This is a genomic window from Ensifer sp. SL37, from assembly GCF_026672675.1.
Taxonomy (GTDB): domain Bacteria; phylum Pseudomonadota; class Alphaproteobacteria; order Rhizobiales; family Rhizobiaceae; genus Ensifer; species Ensifer adhaerens.
Genome location: NZ_JAPPRN010000006.1, coordinates 2,726,756 through 2,745,222, shown reverse-complemented (window position 1 = coordinate 2,745,222; position 18,467 = coordinate 2,726,756). Strand labels below are relative to the sequence as shown.

General features: G+C 64.5%; 16 protein-coding genes. 7 read left to right on the top strand and 9 right to left on the bottom strand.

All coding sequences use genetic code 11. From position 1 onward, the window contains the following. The first annotated feature begins 118 nt into the window (after positions 1 to 118). Genes OVA00_RS25395 through OVA00_RS25385 form a run of 3 tightly spaced genes read left to right on the top strand, consistent with a single transcriptional unit; the run spans position 119 to position 2,569 of the window. Positions 119 to 985: an ABC transporter permease gene (locus OVA00_RS25395; RefSeq protein ID WP_029742635.1), complete on the top strand. Its 867-nt coding sequence runs from the start codon at positions 119 to 121 to the stop codon at positions 983 to 985. Further along, positions 985 to 1,803 (top strand): ABC transporter permease, encoded by an 819-nt coding sequence (locus OVA00_RS25390; protein WP_029742634.1) that lies wholly within the window; start codon positions 985 to 987, stop codon positions 1,801 to 1,803. Before OVA00_RS25395 ends, OVA00_RS25390 begins: the two co-directional genes overlap by 1 nt. A gap of 4 nt (positions 1,804 to 1,807) precedes the next feature. Then, entirely contained in the window at positions 1,808 to 2,569 is a 762-nt protein-coding gene (locus OVA00_RS25385; RefSeq protein WP_268089818.1) for an SDR family NAD(P)-dependent oxidoreductase, read from the top strand. Between the two features lie 92 nt (positions 2,570 to 2,661). Here OVA00_RS25385 and OVA00_RS25380 read toward each other — a convergent pair whose 3' ends face one another. Next, positions 2,662 to 3,468 (bottom strand): class I SAM-dependent methyltransferase, encoded by an 807-nt coding sequence (locus OVA00_RS25380; protein ID WP_134887532.1) that lies wholly within the window; start codon positions 3,466 to 3,468, stop codon positions 2,662 to 2,664. A gap of 126 nt (positions 3,469 to 3,594) precedes the next feature. Beyond that, complete coding sequence (locus tag OVA00_RS25375; RefSeq protein ID WP_127889272.1) at positions 3,595 to 5,223, bottom strand: winged helix-turn-helix domain-containing tetratricopeptide repeat protein; 1,629 nt, start codon at positions 5,221 to 5,223, stop codon at positions 3,595 to 3,597. Between the two features lie 71 nt (positions 5,224 to 5,294). Between OVA00_RS25375 and OVA00_RS25370 the strand changes: the two genes are divergently transcribed. After that, positions 5,295 to 5,738: a cupin domain-containing protein gene (locus OVA00_RS25370; protein WP_029742629.1), complete on the top strand. Its 444-nt coding sequence runs from the start codon at positions 5,295 to 5,297 to the stop codon at positions 5,736 to 5,738. Between the two features lie 58 nt (positions 5,739 to 5,796). Here the strand turns inward: OVA00_RS25370 and OVA00_RS25365 are convergent, their stop codons facing one another. From OVA00_RS25365 to OVA00_RS25340, 6 genes are all read right to left on the bottom strand, one after another. After that, positions 5,797 to 7,455, bottom strand: coding sequence for a urocanate hydratase (locus OVA00_RS25365; protein ID WP_112984957.1), 1,659 nt, complete (start codon positions 7,453 to 7,455; stop codon positions 5,797 to 5,799). Between the two features lie 223 nt (positions 7,456 to 7,678). Further along, positions 7,679 to 8,008 carry a TfoX/Sxy family protein gene (locus tag OVA00_RS25360; protein WP_268089817.1) on the bottom strand — a complete coding sequence of 110 codons (330 nt, stop codon included), beginning with the start codon at positions 8,006 to 8,008 and terminating at the stop codon, positions 7,679 to 7,681. Positions 8,009 to 8,021: 13 nt separating this feature from the next. After that, positions 8,022 to 9,119 (bottom strand): DUF917 domain-containing protein, encoded by a 1,098-nt coding sequence (locus OVA00_RS25355; RefSeq protein WP_060515888.1) that lies wholly within the window; start codon positions 9,117 to 9,119, stop codon positions 8,022 to 8,024. Between the two features lies 1 nt (position 9,120). Further along, positions 9,121 to 10,401, bottom strand: coding sequence for a Zn-dependent hydrolase (locus tag OVA00_RS25350; RefSeq protein WP_113504207.1), 1,281 nt, complete (start codon positions 10,399 to 10,401; stop codon positions 9,121 to 9,123). Between the two features lie 65 nt (positions 10,402 to 10,466). Further along, complete coding sequence (locus OVA00_RS25345) at positions 10,467 to 11,834, bottom strand: dihydroorotase (RefSeq protein ID WP_268089816.1); 1,368 nt, start codon at positions 11,832 to 11,834, stop codon at positions 10,467 to 10,469. Positions 11,835 to 11,852: 18 nt separating this feature from the next. Continuing rightward, positions 11,853 to 13,391 (bottom strand): aromatic amino acid ammonia-lyase, encoded by a 1,539-nt coding sequence (locus OVA00_RS25340; RefSeq protein WP_034792145.1) that lies wholly within the window; start codon positions 13,389 to 13,391, stop codon positions 11,853 to 11,855. A 215-nt stretch (positions 13,392 to 13,606) separates the two neighbouring features. Between OVA00_RS25340 and OVA00_RS25335 the strand changes: the two genes are divergently transcribed. Continuing rightward, entirely contained in the window at positions 13,607 to 14,824 is a 1,218-nt protein-coding gene (locus OVA00_RS25335) for a LysR family transcriptional regulator (protein WP_268089815.1), read from the top strand. 45 nt (positions 14,825 to 14,869) lie between these two features. On the opposite strand, the gene OVA00_RS25330 is transcribed toward OVA00_RS25335, so the two are convergent. Beyond that, a complete protein-coding gene (locus tag OVA00_RS25330) occupies positions 14,870 to 15,841 on the bottom strand; it encodes a GlxA family transcriptional regulator (protein ID WP_112771145.1) in 972 nt (323 codons plus the stop codon). A 108-nt stretch (positions 15,842 to 15,949) separates the two neighbouring features. On the opposite strand from OVA00_RS25330, the gene OVA00_RS25325 reads away from it, so the two are divergent. Both OVA00_RS25325 and OVA00_RS25320 read left to right on the top strand, forming a co-directional pair. Next, the gene (locus OVA00_RS25325) at positions 15,950 to 16,852 is read left to right on the top strand and encodes a 3-keto-5-aminohexanoate cleavage protein (protein WP_029742619.1); all 903 of its coding nucleotides are present in this window, start codon (positions 15,950 to 15,952) and stop codon (positions 16,850 to 16,852) included. 16 nt (positions 16,853 to 16,868) lie between these two features. Beyond that, complete coding sequence (locus OVA00_RS25320) at positions 16,869 to 18,362, top strand: carnitine 3-dehydrogenase (protein ID WP_192493349.1); 1,494 nt, start codon at positions 16,869 to 16,871, stop codon at positions 18,360 to 18,362. The last annotated feature ends 105 nt before the right edge of the window (positions 18,363 to 18,467 follow it).

Below are 18,467 nucleotides of genomic sequence, written 5' to 3'. Positions count from 1 at the left end.
GGGCGGGTGCCACAAATCCCCTTCCCCCACCTGCGGGGGGAAGGGGCCGGCAGGCGGATGAGGGGCCTTTCCCTCCCGCTCGCATCGAAGTGCTGATGAAACGCGAACGGAAGAATTTATGACCGCGGCAACGAACACGAAGAGAAACCTGGTGACGGCGGCGCTGGTGGCGCCGGCCGCGGCCTGGCTGATGATCTTCCTCGTGCTGCCCTTCATCGCCATGCTGGTCTTCGCTTTCGGCGAACGCGCACCGGAAGGCGGCTATCAGGCAGCCTTCACCTTTGCCCAATTCGCCAACCTGCCGACACGGGCGGCCGCCTTCTGGAACACGCTGATCCTCGCGCCGGTCGGCGCGCTCGCCTGCCTGCTGATCGCCTATCCGGTCGCCTATTATCTGGCGGTCAAGGCGAACCCGCGCTACCGGCTGATCCTCGTGTCGCTCGTCGTCGTGCCCTTCTGGACGAGCCTGCTCGTGCGCACCTATGCCTGGATGTACATTCTTGGCTCGCGCGGGATCCCCAATCTGCTCTCGATGATCGGCATCGAGGACGTGAGGATGTTGAACACGCCGGGCGCCGTGCTTCTCGGCATCGTCTACGGCTACCTGCCGCTGATGATCATGCCCATTTACGTGAGCCTCGAAAAACTCGATCGCCGCCTGCTCGAAGCCTCCGCCGACCTCGGCGGGAGGCCGGTGTCGACCTTCTTCGGCGTCACCCTGCCGCTCTCCTTGCCCGGTGTCATGACCGGAGTCGCGCTGGTGACGATCCTGCTGCTCGGCGAATATCTGATCCCGCAGCTGCTTGGCGGCGGCAAAGTGTTCTTCATCGGCAATGCGTTGGTCGATCTCTTCCTGCAATCGCGAAACTGGCCGTTCGGCTCCGCGATCGCCGTCACGCTGGTTGCCGTGGTCGTGGTGATCCTGATGGTGGCAATGCGCATCGCCTTCCGCGTCGCCGGCACAAGACAGGTGGATCTCGTCTGATGCGCGCCTTCATCTCCTCCGTCTACCTCTTCCTCTACGCCCCGATCGCGCTCGTCGTCCTGTTCTCCTTCAATGCCGGGCGCAATGCGAGCGAGTTCACCGGGTTTTCGACCGCCTGGTACGGCAAGGCGCTTGGAAATACCTTCCTGGTTTCGGCGCTGCAGAACAGCCTGCTGATCGCCTTCACCAGCGCCACGCTCGCCGCAATCTTCGGCACCATGGCAGCCCTCGGGATGGAGCGGATGGCTCCGCGCAACCGGGCGATCTTCGATGCGCTGTTTGCAGCCGCAATCGTCGTGCCCGGTGTCGTCATCGGCATCGCCACGCTGGTCGCCCTCGTTGCCGTCTTCTCCTTCGTCAACCCGGCGCTGGCGACGATCTGGCCCGGCGACCAGCCGCCGCAGCTCGGCCTTGGCTACGGCTCGATCATCGCCGCGCACGGCCTGTTCTCGATGGCGCTAGTGACGATGATCGTAAAGGCCCGCATCGCCAGCCTCGGCCGCGATATCGTCGAGGCATCGAGCGACCTTTACGCGACACCGCTCACCACCTTCCGGCTGATCGTGTTGCCGCAGATCCTGCCGTCGATCCTTGCCGGCTTTCTTCTGGCCTTCACCTTCTCCTTCGACGATTTCATCATCGCCTTCTTCGTCGCGGGCTCGAAGACCACGCTGCCGATCTACGTCTTCGCCTCGATCCGCCGCGGCGTGACGCCCGAGATCAACGCGATCGCGACGCTGGTGCTCGTCGCCTCGCTGCTTCTGATCCTGACCGCCCGCATCCTGATGCGGGAAAAGAAAACGAAATCCGGGGAGTGAAACCATGATCCTGAAAGACCGGGTCGCGATCGTGACCGGAGCGGGCTCCGGGATCGGTCAGGCGGGTGCGGCCATCATGGCGCGCGAAGGCGCCCATGTCGTCGTCGTCGACCGCAGCCTTTCGGCCGCGGCAACCGCCGTCGAGGCAATCGCCGCCAAAGGCGGCAGCGCCGAGGCGCTCGCCATCGACGTGACGGATGACGCGGCCCTTTCTAACGGCATCGCCGATATCCTCTATCGCCACGGCCGCATCGACGTTCTGCACAACCACGCCGGCGCCCAGGTCGCGGGGGACCTGGAAGAGGTCGAGGTCGCCGGCTTCGATCGCTCCTGGAACCTCAATGTCCGCGCCCATTTCATGGCAGCGCGGCTGGTCATGCCGTCGATGCGCGCCGCCGGCCGCGGCGTCATCCTCAACACCTCCTCATCCTCGGGCGTGCTCTACGACCGCGAGATGATCGCCTACACGACCACCAAACACGCCGTCATCGCCATGACCAAACAGATGGCCGGCGACTACGCCCGCCACGGCATTCGCGTCAACGCGCTCTGCCCCGGTTGGGTCGACACCCCCTTCAACGAACCGTTCATCGCGCAAATGGGCGGCCGCGGCGCAATCGAATCCTATATCCGCGAAAAGGTGCCGCTCGGCCGCTGGGCCAGCGTCGAGGAGATCGCCGAGTCGATCCTCTTCCTCGTTTCCGACCGCTCCTCCTACATGACCGGCCAGATCCTGGTGGTGGACGGCGGCGAGACAGTGGTGTGATGGCCTGAGCCCAGAGTTCAGAGAGGAGCTGCCTCGCGCTGCTGGATCTCTGTGACGAGCACGGAGATGAGAAGCGGCGGATGAAAGGCCCGTCATTGCCCGGGAACGATACCCCGGCAAGCCCACGCAACCGCCGCAAAGGACCGCGGCCCGTCCGGCTGACCGGCTTCGTAGGCGGCGCGGATGGCTGCGTCGAGCTTTGTCCGCATCCCTGCATCCAGTGAGCCGACATACTTGCCGAGCGGCCCCTCGCCCGCGGCAATCGGTTCCCAGAAATCGGCGAAGGACTGATAGTCCATACGGATCAGGAGCGAGGTCTGCCGGACGTCCGCGAGGCCATTCGCGACGAAGCTCTCGGTCATCTCTCCCGGCCGCATCATCGGCTGGAAACAATAGCGACTGCGCACCTGCTCGGCATTTCCATCCAGCATCGCCGCCACATCGAGCACCATGCGCATGCCCGGCATGCCGCCGTAATGATCCCAGACGACCGCGGAAACCACGCCGCCCGGCCGGGTGACTCGGCGCATCTCGGCGACCGCTTTCCCCGATTCCGGCACGAAGTGCAGCACCAGCAGCGCCATCGCCCGGTCGAAGGATGCATCGGCAAAGGGCAGCGCGCAGGCGTCGGCCTGCTGGACTTTGATCCGCGGATCTGAACTCGCCCGGATCGTCGCTTCGACGAAAACAGGCGAAAAGTCGATTGCAACGATCTCGCTGACATCGGCCGCGCGCGGTAAGGCAAAGGTAAGGCTGCCCGTGCCGCAACCGACATCCAGCACCCGCTCACCGTCGGCAACACCCGCAAAGTCGATGAATGACGGCGCAAGCTGCCGGCTCCACCGGCCCATCAACTGTTCGTAGCCGGCAGCACTCTGCACATTGAAGCTCGATGTCATGATCGCCTCCGGGCAGTGAGGCGTGCATTGTAACGTGCGGCAGGCGCGACACCAAGAGACCGGCTCAACGCTCGAGCGCCGTCAGCAGCAACGGTGGGAGCAACGGTCGTCAGATCGCCTGCAAAGTCAGGAACGTTGAGGCGTCTGAAGCGGGTTGCTCGGGATTTGCTGCAACAATTCCGCCAATCGTTCCTGCCAATGTGGGTTGCGCTGTCTTAGCGGCTCTAGAGCATCGCCTGACGCGTTCTCCATTTCGCTCATCAACGCGCGCGATGATCGAGCCTCTGCAAGACGCCCAGTAGCCGCATAACAGCAGGCCAGCGTTTCTTGGACCGGCCGCCATGCAGGGCGCACTTTTTGGGCCTTCACGGCAGCAGCGAGCGCGTTCGTTCCGTCGCCTGCAAACAGGTGGGCGAGCGCCAGAAAATTCAGCCAGACGAAGTTCTGCGGGTCATTGGCGTTCAACATGAGACCGTGTTCCAGTGACGCTATGGCACCGGACACGTTCCCCCTGAACAGCTCCGCCATCCCCAGGACAAGGTGGCCAAGGGCGAAACTCGGGCTGATCTCGATCGCCCTTTCGGCGGCAAGGACCGCCTGCTCGGGCGCATTCGCGTACGCGCTGCAGATCGCCAGCGCATAGTGTGTGTACGGGTTCTTTTCGTCGAGCCGAACGGCTGCCAAGGCGGCGTCCAAACCCTCTCTGATGTCATCGGAAGGAAGCTCGCTCCATCCATAGGCGACGATGCCTGCGCTCACGCGACCAAGCCAGAGATGCGCTTCGGCAAGCTCGGGATCAAGCCGACACGCCTCCCTGAATAGCTCTCGCGCCATTAAGTGGGTCTGCTGGCCAACCTGATGAAAATACCAGGTCCCCTGCCGCACGATCTCCCACGCCGACAAATTTCCCGTGTGCCGCGCCGGCGAGGGGAATGACGCCGTCTTCAACAGTTCTGGTTCAATCGCACCTGCAACTCTCTCCGCGATGGCGTCTTGAACTGCGAATGCCTCTTCCATTTCCAGGTCATACCGTTCGGCCCAGACCTGGCTGGCCGAGGTGGTCTCGACCAGTTGCGTGGAGACCCGAAGACGGCCGCCGGAGCGGCGCACGCTTCCTTCGAGCACGTAATCGACATCCAGGTCTCGGCCCACCTGCTTGGCGCTCACCGACTTGTGCTTGTAGACGAAACTTGAATTGCGCCCGATGACCCGAAACCACCGAAATCTCGTAAGCGCGGTGATCACATCTTCGGTGATGCCATCAACCAGATACGACTGTTGCTTGTCACTGCTCAGATTTGCAAACGGTAGGACCACGATCGATGGTCTGCCCGGGTTCGCGGGCGAACCTGGCAGTGCCGGCGACGCATCAGCGGCAGCCGGATGCAGGCTATTCACCCGGGCGGCAAAACGATAGCCCGCACGCGGCACGGTGGCGATCCATTCGTTCCCCTCCGGTTGAGGGCCCAGCATCTTGCGCAAGGCAGCGATCTGAACCGAGAGATTGCTCTCCTCGACGACAGCCGCGGGCCAGGCTGCCTCCATCAGCGCGGACTTGCTCACGACCTGCATCGACGCTTGCACCAGCGCGTGCAGCAGCAACAAGCCCTTATGGCCAATTGCGACCCGCCGCCCTTCACACGTCAGTGCGCCGCGCTCCATGTCGAGGATGAATGTCCCGAACGCGAACAGTTGCGGCTCGACACTATCGGCCACGACGTCTTCGGAAGAATTCGGAACTTTTCGCCCTCCCATTCAGGACTCCAGCCGGTCTTCTTGCGATCCTTTGCGTAGGTCGACCAGACTACCACAGAGGAGACCGAAAAATGACGATTTCAGAAGAACGAACCGACGCGCGTCCAGGCTTCTCGCGGGGCAAGGCCCTCGTATCCAAAGGGGACGCCGGTTACCGGGCTGAACAGGGCCCCGATTACCTGCCCGGCGTTAGTGCAGAGTCGGTTGGCTCCACCGCATTGTGGCTCGGTATCGCTACGATACCGCCCGGAAAGCGCACCAAGGCGCATGTGCATGAGCGCCACGAAACTGCCTTCTACATGTTGAGCGGCGAAGAGCTGGAACTATGGAGTGGCGATGAACTCCAGCACCGGGATGTGATGCACCCAGGAGACTATCTGTACATCCCCGCCAACGTGTTGCACGTGGCCGTTAATCGAGCTGCCCAACCAGCCGTATTTATCGGGGCGCGCAACGAGCCAACCGCGCAGGAGAGCGTTGTTCTTTATCCTGAAATGGATTCCAGAGTGCCGTGACAGGTGCAAAACTGCTTATGGCAAAGCCGCCGCCAGGTCCTTACACCTTCACAGGTCCTTACACCTTCACATGCCCGATGCCCTTGGCGGCGATCTCCTCAAGGCTCTCGTCATAGCCGGCATCCGCATAGCGGATGACGCCAAGCGAGGTGTCGTTGGTGAGGGCATAGTCGAGGCGCTCGTCGGCCTCGACCGTGCCGTCGGCAACAACGGTCACGCCGCAGCTCGTCATGTATCCAGCATAACCGCCACCACCGGAATGGACGACCACGAGATCGGCCATGGAGGAGCAGAGCAGCATGGCGTCGAGTAGCGGCCAGTCGGCGATCGCGTCCGAGCCGTCCTTCATCCGCTCGGTCATGATGTTCGGATGCGCCATGGCGCCGGCATCGAGATGGTCGCGGGAAAACGCGATCGGGCCTTTGAGTTCGCCAGATGCCACAAGTTCGTTGACGCGCCGCGCCAGCGCCGTGCGTTCGCCGTGGCCGAGCCAGGCGATGCGGGCCGGCAGGCCCTCGAAGGGAATATGCTGGCGCGCAAGCCTGATCCAGTTGGTGACGATGCGGTTGTGCGGAAACATGTCGAGCAGCAGATCGTCGATCCGGGCGATGTCGCTCTCCTCGCCGGAAAGCGCCATCCAGCGGAAAGGGCCGATGGCGCGGGCAAAGAGCGGACGCAGATAGGCCTCGGTGAAGATCGGGATGTCGAAGGCATTGGCAACGCCGCCCTCGCGCGCCTGGGTGCGGATGAGGTTGCCGTTGTCGAAGACTTCCGCGCCCTTTTGCTGGAAGTCGAGCATCGCCTTGACGTGCTCGACGATCGAGGCGCGGCTCGCCGCCATCAATTGCCCCTGGCCGTCGTCGCGCAGCGATTTCACCTGGTCGAGGCTCATACCCTTCGGCACATAGCCGTAGACGAGATCATGCGCTGACGTCTGGTCGGTGACGACGTCGGGCACGATGCCACGCCGGGCGATCTCCGGATAGATCTCAGCCGCATTGCCGACGAGGCCGACGGAGAGCGCCCGCTTGTCCTTCACTGCCGCGTCGATCATCGAGAGCGCCGTATCGAGATCGGGCGCGATCTCCTGCAGATAGCCGATCTCCCGGCGCTTCTTCGCCCGCTCCGCGTCGATATCGACACAGAGGATCGCCGCCCCCGCCATCCGGCCGGCAAGCGGCTGGGCGCCGCCCATGCCGCCAAGCCCAGCCGTCAGCACGAAACGCCCGGAGAGATCGCCGCCGAAACGGCGTTCGGCGATGCGCATGAAGATCTCGTAGGTGCCCTGGATCACGCCCTGGCTGCCGATATATTGCCAGGCGCCGGCCGTCAGCCCGCCCCAGCAGATCAACCCTTTTCGCTGCAAATCATAGAACACCTCGGCCTTCGCCCATTGGCCGACAATGTTGCAATTGGCCATGATGACGAGCGGCGCCTTGGCGTGGGTCTTCAAGAGCCCCACCGGCTTGCCGGACTGGATGACGAGCGTCTGGTCCTCGTCCATTTCGATGAGCGTCTTGACGATAGCCCGGTGCGCCGGCCAGTTGCGCGCCGCCTTGCCAAGTGCTGCATAGACGACCAGATTGTCAGGATCCTCGCCGACCGAAAGCACGTTTTCCAGGAGCCGCAGCAGCGCTTCCTGCCGCCAGCCCTTGGCGCGCAACTCCGCTCCACCGGGGATGGGAAAACCGGGATGACGGGGATTGGCCTTGGGCATCGTCTCGTTCCTCTTTGTCTTGTCGGCGGGGTGGTTGCCCCACGCATTCATGGCGACGGGGGGTCGCTGCCTCTCGTTTATGGCGGGGGCAGATCCCTGCTCCCTTGCATTCGTGGCACGCGCAAGTCGCGGCCTCTCATGCTTGTGGCGACGGGTGGTGACGGCCCGACACGCACTGGCGAGAGCGGCCAATGAGGCTCGCCGCCGAGGCAGCGAGCCTCATTCACTTCGGCGGCAGCGTCTCGACGAACGCGATCGCCCCATCAAGCAACCGCCGGCGCAGCGCATCATCGCCATAGGCATCCGCCCCTGCGCGCACCCAGCCATGCATCGCCCGTCCGTTCATCACCATCAGCTCGATATCCGGCAACGCCAACGCCCAGCCGTCATTGCCCTTGCCGAGGCGCACGAGCAGAGAGCCCTCGCGCGCGCCAAGAAGCAGGTTGCCTTGAAGCAGATAGGCCCAGCCGCCGAACATGGCCTTTTCCGAAATCCCGGCGCGGTCACCGAGCTCTTCGCGGATTAGTTCCTCTAGCCCTGCATCGCGCGCCATCACCCTGCTCCCGTCAGCTACGGCCGGAAAGCGCGTAGCGGGCAAGCTCGATGCCCATCGCCTTTTCGACCGATGGATAGACCGTCGGGTCGAGCACGCTGGAGGACAGCGGGATCACCGTCTTCGGCACATGCAGCACGAAGATCCTCATGCCCACCTGCAGCTGGCCGACACTCAAAGGCTCGCCCTCCGGCGACAGCGTGGTGATGACGTCGGGGAAGGTCGCAAGCCGCGTGCCTTCCGCAGAGTCAACCGCCATATACTCGTTCATCACGTGCAATACCGTTGAGTCAGCGCCCTTCCCCAGCGTCACCGTGCCGATGTCGAAGGCTTCCTTGGTATAGACGACCGATTTGTCGGTGATCGTGCCCTCGGCGAGGATCGCGCCATTGGTCGTCTTGACGATCGCGTCGATCACTGCGCTGCCGCCCTTGGCTTCCGCCGCGATGATCGCCTCGCCGAGCGCCAGCGCCAGCGAGATGCCGCCCAGCGCCGCATTGGCTTTCACATAGGATGCCCTGACCGGATTGCGGCAGGAGGCAATGAAGCCGCCGGACATGTCGGAGGCGGTGCGCAAGACCGGCGAGACCTTGGCCGTGGCGCCGCGCACCACCAGCTCGATGTAGCGGTTTTCCTCGCGGTTTCCCCCGACCGCCGTCTGGATCATCGGCTCGGGCGAGCCGGCAAGGCCGATCGAGCCCATGTCACCGGTCGGGTGCGCGCGGATGTCGCCGACCGCGTCCACCACCTTGGTGCCGAGGATCGCCGACGGCAGCCAGCCGTTCAGCGTCGAAGACTTGCCGTTCTGGCCGATGATGAGCCCCGAGAGCTTCTCGCCGAGCGCCTCCTGCAACAGCTGCACGGCCTTGACGTAATCGACCCCACGCATCTCCCAAGGCGTGGTCGAGGCCGGTGCACCGATCGCGGCGGCCGTCGCCACCCAGTCCTGTGCCTCGAGTTCGTCGATCGAGACGAGCTCGGGTTTGCCGATCGAGACCGCTGCATAGCCGAGCATGCGGCCATGATCGGCCCAGCCGCCGCCCCCGGCGGCATAGACGGAACCGCCCTTGACCGCTGCCTCGACATCCTTTTCCTTCAGTATCCGGCCCATCTCACACCTTCTCCTGCAATTTCTTGTCGAGTCGCTTCACCGCATCGAAGAGAACGGCCGCGCCGAGCGCGATATCATCGTTTTCGGCCCACTCCTCCGGCGCATGCGAGCGCCCGCCGAGGCAGGGAATGAAGATCATCGCCGAACGGGTGATGCGTCCCATCCAGGCGGTGTCGTGACCGGCGCCGGAGGCCATGCGCCGATGCTTGGCGCCGATCGCATCGCAGCTTTCTTCGAGCGTTGAAAGCAGGAGCGGATCGCCCGGCGTCGGGTGGTTGTCCGAGATCACATTGGCGGGTGGGATCGTCACGCCCGACGCCTCGGCGACACCCTGGCAAAGGGAGCCGAGCGTTGCCAGAAACCGCTCCATTTGCGGCCGCAGCTCGGCACGCGCATCGATCAGCAGCCGGACGCGAGACGGCACCACATTGGCTGCATTCGGCTCGATCGAGAATTCACCGACCGTCGCGGTGAAATGCCCGTCGCCGTGAGAAAATTCCGTCGCCAGCCGCTCGATCTCCAGCACCAGATGCGAGGCGGCAACCAGCGCGTCGCGCCGATGCCCCATCGGAGTCGTACCGGCATGGTCCGCTTGGCCCTCGACGATGATCTCGATGCGGGTGATGCCCGAGATGGCGGTGACCACCCCGACATCGAGCCGCCCAGTCTCCAGTATGGGCCCCTGTTCGATGTGCAGTTCGAGGAAGGCCTTGATGTCGGAGCGTTTCGAGCCGGAAAGCCTGGAGGGGTCACCGCCCACTTCGACGATACCCTGCCTGAGGCTCAGATCCCCTTGCGTGCGGCTGAGCCACCCATCGGGCAGCACGCCCGCCATGCCGCGGCTGCCGACGCAGGAAACGCCGAAGATCGACACTTCCTCGGCCAGGAAATCAACGATCTCCAGATCGTGGTCGAGGTCGATGCCGTTGTCAGAAAGCGCGCGCGCCACTTCAAGCGCCGCCGCCACGCCGGCGATGCCATCGAAGCGGCCGCCATCCGGCACCGTGTCGGAATGGGAGCCGAGCAGGATGGTGCCGAGCGCCGACTTTTTCCCCTTGCGCCGGCCGATCAGGTTGCCGGCGGCGTCGATGCGGGTTTCAAGCCCGGCCGCGCGAAAACGCCGGTCGAGAAAGGCCCGGCCTTCGAGGAACAGCGGCGTGAAGGCGCGGCGTGTGTAGGGCCGGTCCGGCTCGGTGATACCTGCCAGGCCGCTGACGATGCCGGCAATGCGGCTGGCATTGACGGGCAGATTGGCCGGAACTTTGTGGGCGGTCTTGCTCATCACATTTCCTAAATCTCGATGCGGGATGCGGGCGGAAAACCGCACGCACTTTTCCGCATCCCGCTTTACAGAGCCAAAGTGGCGAGCGGCCGGACAAACTGTCCCGCGCCCGGCTCGGCCAAAACCTGGCGACCATCGAAGGCAAGTCTGCCCCGCAGATAGGTCGATGAAACCCGCCAGGGCAGTCGAATGCCATTATAGGGCGACCAGCCGACGACGTTGTGACCGCTCTCGGCCGCATCATAGACATAGGGCTCCGGCGTCATGACGATGATGTCGGCATCCTTTCCAGCTTCCAGCGCACCCTTCTGATGATCAAGACGGAAATGCCTGGCCGGGTTCAGCGTCATCAGCTCGGCTGCGCGCGTCAAGGGAATGCCGCGCTCCAGCGCGCCCTTGACGAAGAGCGACACCATGACTTCGAGCCCCGGCACGCCAGATGCGTTCGCCAGCATGTCCGGATTGGCCTTGCGATCCTCAGACCAGCTGACGTGATCGGTCGAGACCATCGTCACCGTGCCGTCGGCCACGTGCCGCCAGAGCTTTTCCACCTCGGCGCGCGGCCGGATCGGCGGGTTGATCTTGGCCTTGCCGCCGAGACGGCGAACATCGTTTTCCTCGTCGAGCGTCAGATAGTGGATGCAGCACTCGATCGTCGCTTTGTAGCCCTGGGCGCGATAGGCGGCGGCAATCTCATAGCCGCGCCCGAGCGAGCAGTGCACCACATGCGCCGGGCAGCCGGTGGCGGCACCCGTCTCGTAGATCTGGTTGGTGGCGAGCAGTTCCGTCAGCGGCGGACGCGACAGCCCATGGGCGCGGTAGTCGGTGATGCCAGCCGCCTTGACCTTGTCGATCGCGGCACGCACCGCCTCGTCATCCTCGTTGTGGACGCCGGCTGAAAGCCCGGTCGGCGCGATCGCCCGGAAGCAGTCTTCGAGAAGGGCTGCCGGAATGCGGGGAAAGCGCTTTGGATCGGTGCCGAAGGTCGAGAACTTGAAGGCGGCGACACCCGCCTCCACCATCTCGCCGATGCGCGCCGGTCCCTCCTCCGGGTCCACGGTGCCATAAAGCGCGAAGTCGACGCGCGCCTGCGGTCCCGCATGGTCGATCTTGCGGCGAAGGGCTTCGGCAGAGCAGACGAGATTGCCCTCGTCATAGGGCATGTCGACAATGGTGGTCACACCGCCGGCCGCCGCCGAACGGGTCGACCACAGGAAATCCTCCTGGTTCTTCTGCGACAGCGAATGCACCTGCGCGTCGACGGCCCCGGGCAGGATCAGCGCGTTGCCGAGATCATGCCGCTCCCGCGCGGCGGGTGCAGCCCCTTGCCCGACATGCACCACCTTGCCGTCGCGCACCGCCACGTGGCCGCCCTCGACGATCCTTTCGGGGAGAACAACGGTGCCTTTCAGAACGAGATCGAAATCGGACATGCTGCTCTCCCAGTCGGATTATTTGTCGAGCGCGAAGAAGTCGTCGAATTCCGGCATCGGCGCCAGAGCGACGAAGGAGCGCAACAGGTCGTGGCAGGTGAACGCATCCTGCAGCGCCTCGATCTCCTTCGAGAGCGGCCGGTCTTTGAGATACATGGGGCTGACCGAACGGGTCTGGTCATAGGCGCGCTTGACGATCCCCTGCGGCTGGTCGCCGACGAGATCGATCGCCTGGGCCGAAAGCATCGCCTCGATCGCGGCGAGCTGGCGCAGATCGCGCACCTGGGTTTCCATGCGCTCGACGATCAGCGGCAGGAAGGTCGCCTCCTCTTCGAGACCGCCGGCAACCACGATCGACTGCGCCGAAAGCGGCACGGCGAGCGACTGCACGCGCATATAGAGTTCGACCGCAAGCTTCATCAGCGGCCCGAGCCCGGTCGCGACTTCCCCCGGCGCCACCAGATTGACCGAGAGATTGCGGCGTCCGCCGTTCGACAGCAGGATGCAGCGGTTCAAAACATTGCGCGCCGCATGGGAAAAGGCGATCTGCGCCGCCTCGATATAGAGCGTCGTCGTCAGCGGCAGCGATGCGCCGGAGGAATGGACCTGGCCGCCGATGACAACAGGGTTGTCGTCGGAGAGATAGGTCTGCTCCACCAGCCGGCCGGCGGCGACCAGCAGCGTATCGACGACCGCGCCGAAGACCTGGGCGGTCATGCGCAGGCTCAAGGGATCGTGGATCGCCGTCGGTAACGGCCAGTCGGAAATGCCGGACTGGCCATAGAGCCAGGAGCCGACCAGCGCCTCGCCGCGGGTCGAGAGCGTCGCGGCCACCCGCCACGGGTCGGCGGAGGCACCGAGCGCCTGAGACGACATGACGCCGGTGACGAGCAACACGCGGATCGCGGCCGCCGCCTCGCGCAGCACGTTTACGGCAGCGGCAAAGGAAATGGCGTTGACGCTGAGAGCCGCCAGTGCATCGCGCGGCTGCATGACGAACGGCTTGAGACCCGCCTCGGCAAGCGCCGTATCGGCCGAAACGAGGCGCCCCTGGTAATAGGCCTCGCCGACACCGGTCAGCACCGAGGCGATCTGGCCCATCAGCCCGATATCGGCGCAGCCCATGGAGCCGTGGCGGCGCACCGCCGGAATGATGTCGTGCTCGCTGAGTGCCAGAAACGCCCGGATCAGGTCCGGGCTGCAGCCGGTGTGGCCCCGCATCGCCGTGTTCACGCGGATGGCGATCGCCATGCGTACGATCGCCGGCGCAAAGAATTCGCCGGTGCCGAAATGGTGGGCTCTGACCAGCGCATTGTTGAATTCGGCGAGATCGTCGGCGGTCCAGAGCCGGTCCTTCATCGAACCGACGCCGGTGTTGGAGCCGTAGACGGGAAGCCCCATCGCGACACGTTCGGCAACCACCTTGTGGGCGGCGGCCACCCGTTCCATGCCGCCGTCGTCGGCCACCGGTCGCGCCCTTCCCGCCCCGATATCCTCGAGCGTCGCGAAGTCCAGCGGTTTCCCGCAGAGAACGGTGGTTTTGACCTGATACAGCATGCCGATAAATATCCTTCCGCGCCGAGCGCGCTTCGGTTTCGAAACGGTGCGCGGATGCTCTGATGTCTCGCACCCGACGCTCGAAAACGCCGGGGTGCTTCATGCATGCTATGCGCTTATCGCGCATCCATGCTATATCCCAAATCCGGAACGGGTGATGCATATTTCAGAACGCACCTGGTGAAGGTGCCACGTCCGGGGTCATTGGAATGGATATGGCGACGATCGCTTTGGTCGATGCGGTGCTTCGTGAAGGTGGCGTTCGCCGCGCCGCAATTCTCTGCGGCCGGGCGCCGTCGAGCGTGAGCGCCGCGGTCAAGCGCTTCGAGCAGGCGATCTCCATGCCGCTCTTCCGTCGGGAAGAAACAGCGCTGGTGGTGACGCTCGTAGCGCGCGCGCGCGCCGTCGACGTCGAAGAGGCAACCGGCAAGATCACCGCCATCCTGGAAGGCGTCGGACGGGAGACGACCGCCCCCGTGCCGCCGATCGGCCTCGTCGCGCTCGACCGCTTCGTGCGCATCGCCCGCTCCGGCAGCATCCGTGCCACGGCAAAGGCGCTCAGCCTCGGCCAGCCGCAACTGACGCGGCAGATGGCGGATCTCGAACGCCATCTCGGCACCAGGCTGTTCGAACGCTCCCATGGCGGGGTCCTCTCTACGCCAACCGCGGAGCGGATCATTCCTCTCAGCGAGGCCCTGCTCGATATCTGGGCGCGGCTGACCCACGCCTCTGCCGACCGCTTTCGCCGCGACGTCGCCACCTGGCGGCTCGGCGCCGTCATGCCGCTTGGTCCGGAAAGCGAGATCGCCCGCATGCTGGCGGCCCTGACGGCGAACTGGCACCGCGCCCGCCCGCGCCAACCACTGTTCATTTCCAGCACCACGGCCGACGAACTGCTCGTCGGCCTTCGCAGCCGACGGTTCGATGCCGCGCTGCTCGATGTCGCCGAGATCCCGGCCGACTGCGACGGCCGGCTGGTGTCGCAGACGCCGCTGGTGCTGGCGGGGCCAGCCTCCGCCCTTTCGGAACTGGGCGGCAACCTGCCCCGGCTGCTCGCCGCCTGCCCGATCGCGGTGCCGAGCGTCCGGAGCGGCCTTCGCCGCGAGGCCGCGCGCTTCCTCGACGACACGCTTGATGAAGCCGAACGGCGGCGCATCACCCTCGTCGAGGTCGATTCCATCCCCGTCATCATCAACCTCGTTCGCCAGCACGGCTATCTCTCGGTGCTGCCGCAATCCTCGCTCGCCCGCGTGCATCGCCCGCCAGCCATGATCCGGCTCGGCCCCGCCTATCGGCAGTCGCTGACACTCGTCTGGCCGCGCGGCGCCTTCGCCGCCGAGATCGGCGAGTTGATGATTTCGATGATGAAGATGAGCACCGAGACGAGATCGCCGGCGGAATCAGTTCCTGATCATCGGCCGCCAAACGTCTGAAACGACTCTGAAATTCCCACTTGAATCGATACTTGAAGCGCGCGCTCAGCTCTTCAGCTTCAGCCGCCTGCGCGTTTCGCTCGGGCTTTCACGGTAGTGCGCCCTGTAGCTGCGCGAGAAAGAAGACGACGAGTTGAAGCCGGAGATCGCGGCAATGTCAGCAAATTCCATCCGCGTCTCGATCACCTTGCGCCGCGCCGCATTGAGACGAAGCGCCAGGTAGTGCTCGTGCGGCGCAACGCCCATCGTGTCGCGAAAGAGATCTTGCAGATGCCGGGTGCTGACGCCGATGCGGCGGGCGAGCCTGGCGAGCGTCAAGGGCGCTTCCACCGTTTCCTCCATCAGCTTGACGGCGGCACCGACGCGTGGATCGAGGATGCGCATGTTGCCGATCGTCGGCATCTGCAGGAGATCGCCGCGGGTGCGCTCCTGCTCGTAGATGAAGAGGCGGGAGACTTCGAGTGCCAGCGAATAGCCATGCGCCCGGCGGATCAGCTCCAGCATCAGGTCGAGCGTCGGCAGCGAGCCACCGGTCGTGATGCGCTTGCCGTCGATGACGAAGCGCTCGCGCACCATCGTCACCTGCGGGTAGGCAGCGGTGAAATCCTCGAAATCCTCCCAGTGGGTCGTCGCCTTGAAATTGTCGAGCAGGCTGGTCTCGGCAAGCAGCCAGGAGCCGGATTCGATGCCGGCCATCAGCTCGCGGTGCCGCGCGGTCTGCGAGAGCAGCATCTTTAGCTGCGAAGTGGCGCTGCGCTGCCAGTTGTAGCTCGAGAGGATGAAAAGCGGCGACGTCTCGCGCTGCGGCCGGAAGATACCGGAGACCGGAATGGGGATGCCGCTCTTCGTTTCGATCGGCGCACCGTCGGGGCTGAAGATCGTCCAGTCGTAGAGCGGGCGGCCGGCAATGCGGTTGGCGGCACGCATCGGCTCGATGACTGAGGCAACGAGGATCAGATTGGTCTCCGGCAGCACCAGGACATCGACGTGCTGCACCTGCGAAACGTTCTGATCCATGCCCAAACTTCTCCACTCTGTCGCCGATAATGTATAGAATGAAGCCGATAATGAAAAGCAACGCGGTCTTTCTTGGCTCGTAATGGGCGCAATAAAAGGGAGACAGCAATGCCGCTCAGCATGAACCGCGAGGTATTCATCACCTGTGCCGTCACCGGCTCGGGAGACACCGTTTCAAAGTCCAGCCACGTGCCGATCACGCCGAAACAGATCGCCGAAGCGGCTGTCGAGGCGGCCAAGGCCGGCGCTGCCGTGGTCCACTGCCACGTCCGCGATCCGGAGACCGGCGCGCCGGCCCGCAGGCTCGATCTCTACAGGGAAGTGACTGACCGTATCCGCTCTGCCGATGTCGACATGGTGCTGAACCTGACCGCCGGCATGGGCGGGGACCTGATCTTCGGCAACGTCGAAAGCCCGCTTCCGCTCAGCGAGAAAGGCACCGACATGGCCGGCGCCACCGAGCGCGTCGCCCACGTGGCCGAATGTCTGCCGGAAATCTGCACGCTCGACTGTGGCACCATGAACTTTTCGCTCGGCGACTACGTCATGACCAACACGCCGTCGATGCTGCGCGAAATGGCCCGCCAGATGACCGCCCTTGGCGTGCGTCCGGAGATCGAAGCCTTCGACACCGGCCACCTCTGGTTTGCCAAGCAGCTGGTCGAGGAAGGCCTGATCGAGGATCCGGTCTTGATCCAGCTCTGCATGGGCATTCCGTGGGGCGCGCCCGACGACCTCAACACCTTCATGGCCATGGTCAACAACGTGCCCGCCAACTGGACCTTCTCCGCCTTCTCTATCGGCCGCAACGCGCTCGCCTATCCGGCCGCAGCCATCCTTGCCGGCGGCAACGTCCGCGTCGGCCTCGAAGACAACCTCTATATCGGCAAGGGCCAGCTCGCCACCAACGGTCAGCTCGTCGAAAAGGCGGTTGGCGTCATCGAGGGCATGGGCGCCAAGATCATCGGACCGAAAGAGGTCCGCGAGAAACTGAAGCTGACGAAGCGCTGAGCAAGGACTGGACACCATGAGCTTTATCACCAAAGCAGCCTGCGTCGGCGGCGGCGTCATCGGCGGCGCCTGGGTGGCGCGCTTTGCGCTTGCCGGCATCGACGTAAAAATCTTCGACCCGCATCCGGAAGCCGAGCGCATCATCGGCGAAGTCATGGCCAATGCCGAGCGCGCCTATGCCATGCTGACCATGGCGCCGTTGCCGCCGAAGGGAAAACTCACCTTCTGCAAGAGCATCGAGGAAGCGGTCGAAGGTGCTGACTGGATTCAGGAAAGCGTGCCGGAGCGGCTGGAACTGAAGCGCGGCGTGATCACCAAGATCGATGCCGCCGCAAGGCCCGATGCGCTGATCGGGTCCTCCACCTCAGGCCTTTTGCCCTCCGACCTGCAGTCCGAGATGCACCACCCCGAGCGCATGTTCGTGGCGCATCCCTACAACCCCGTCTACCTCTTGCCGCTCGTCGAGCTCGTCGGCGGCAAGAAGACGTCGAAGGCGACGATCGAGCGCGCCATGCAGGGCGTCGAGCAGATCGGCATGAAGGGCGTCGTCATCGCCAAGGAGATCGAGGCCTTCGTTGGCGACCGCCTGCTCGAGGCGCTCTGGCGCGAGGCGCTCTGGCTGATCCAGGACGACATCTGCGATACCGAAACGCTCGACAACGTCATGCGTTATTCCTTCGGCATGCGCTGGGCGCAGATGGGCCTGTTCGAGACCTACCGCATCGCCGGCGGCGAGGCCGGCATGCGCCACTTCCTCGCCCAGTTCGGCCCCTGCCTGAAATGGCCCTGGACGAAGTTCACCGACGTCGTCGACCTCGACGATGCGTTGGTCGAAAAGATCGGCGCCCAGTCGGACGCGCAGGCCGCCGGTCGCTCGATCCGCGAGCTCGAACGCATCCGCGACGAAAACCTCGTCGGCATCATGCATGCGCTGAAATCCGGTAACGGCGGCGAAGGCTGGGGTGCGGGCAAGCTGCTTGCCGATTTCGAGGCCAAGCTCTGGGCCAACGCCCGGAAGCCGGAAGCCGACCTCGGCGACGTCAAGCCGCTGCGCATCCTCGACACCAAGGTCAGCGCCGCCTGGGTCGATTACAACGGCCACATGACCGAGCACCGTTATCTCCAGGTCTTCGGCGACACCTCCGACGGCGTGCTGCGCCTGATCGGCGTCGACCTCGACTATGTCCGCGACGGTCACAGCTACTACACGGTCGAGACCCATATCCGGAACCTTGGCGAAGCCAAGCTCGGCGAGGCGCTCTACTCGACCTGCCAGGTCCTGTCGTCGGACGATAAGCGTCTGCACATCTTTTCGACGATCTACAACGCCGCAACCAACGAGGCCGTCGCCACCGCCGAACAGATGATGCTGCATGTCGACAGCAAGGCCGGCAAGGCGGTCGCGGCACCCGAGGCGGTGCTGAGCAAGCTCCGCGCGATCACTGAAGCCCACGCGCAACTGCCGACGCCCGATGGTGCCGGACGCTTCGTCGGCCAGAAGCGCGCCTGACCGCAACAGCGGCAGGCCAGCAACAACAGGCAGCTTCGCCTTCCGGCGGAGCCGCAAACCGCAGCCGAAGGACGCTTGAGGAGGCGGCCATCGTTTGCGGCACCG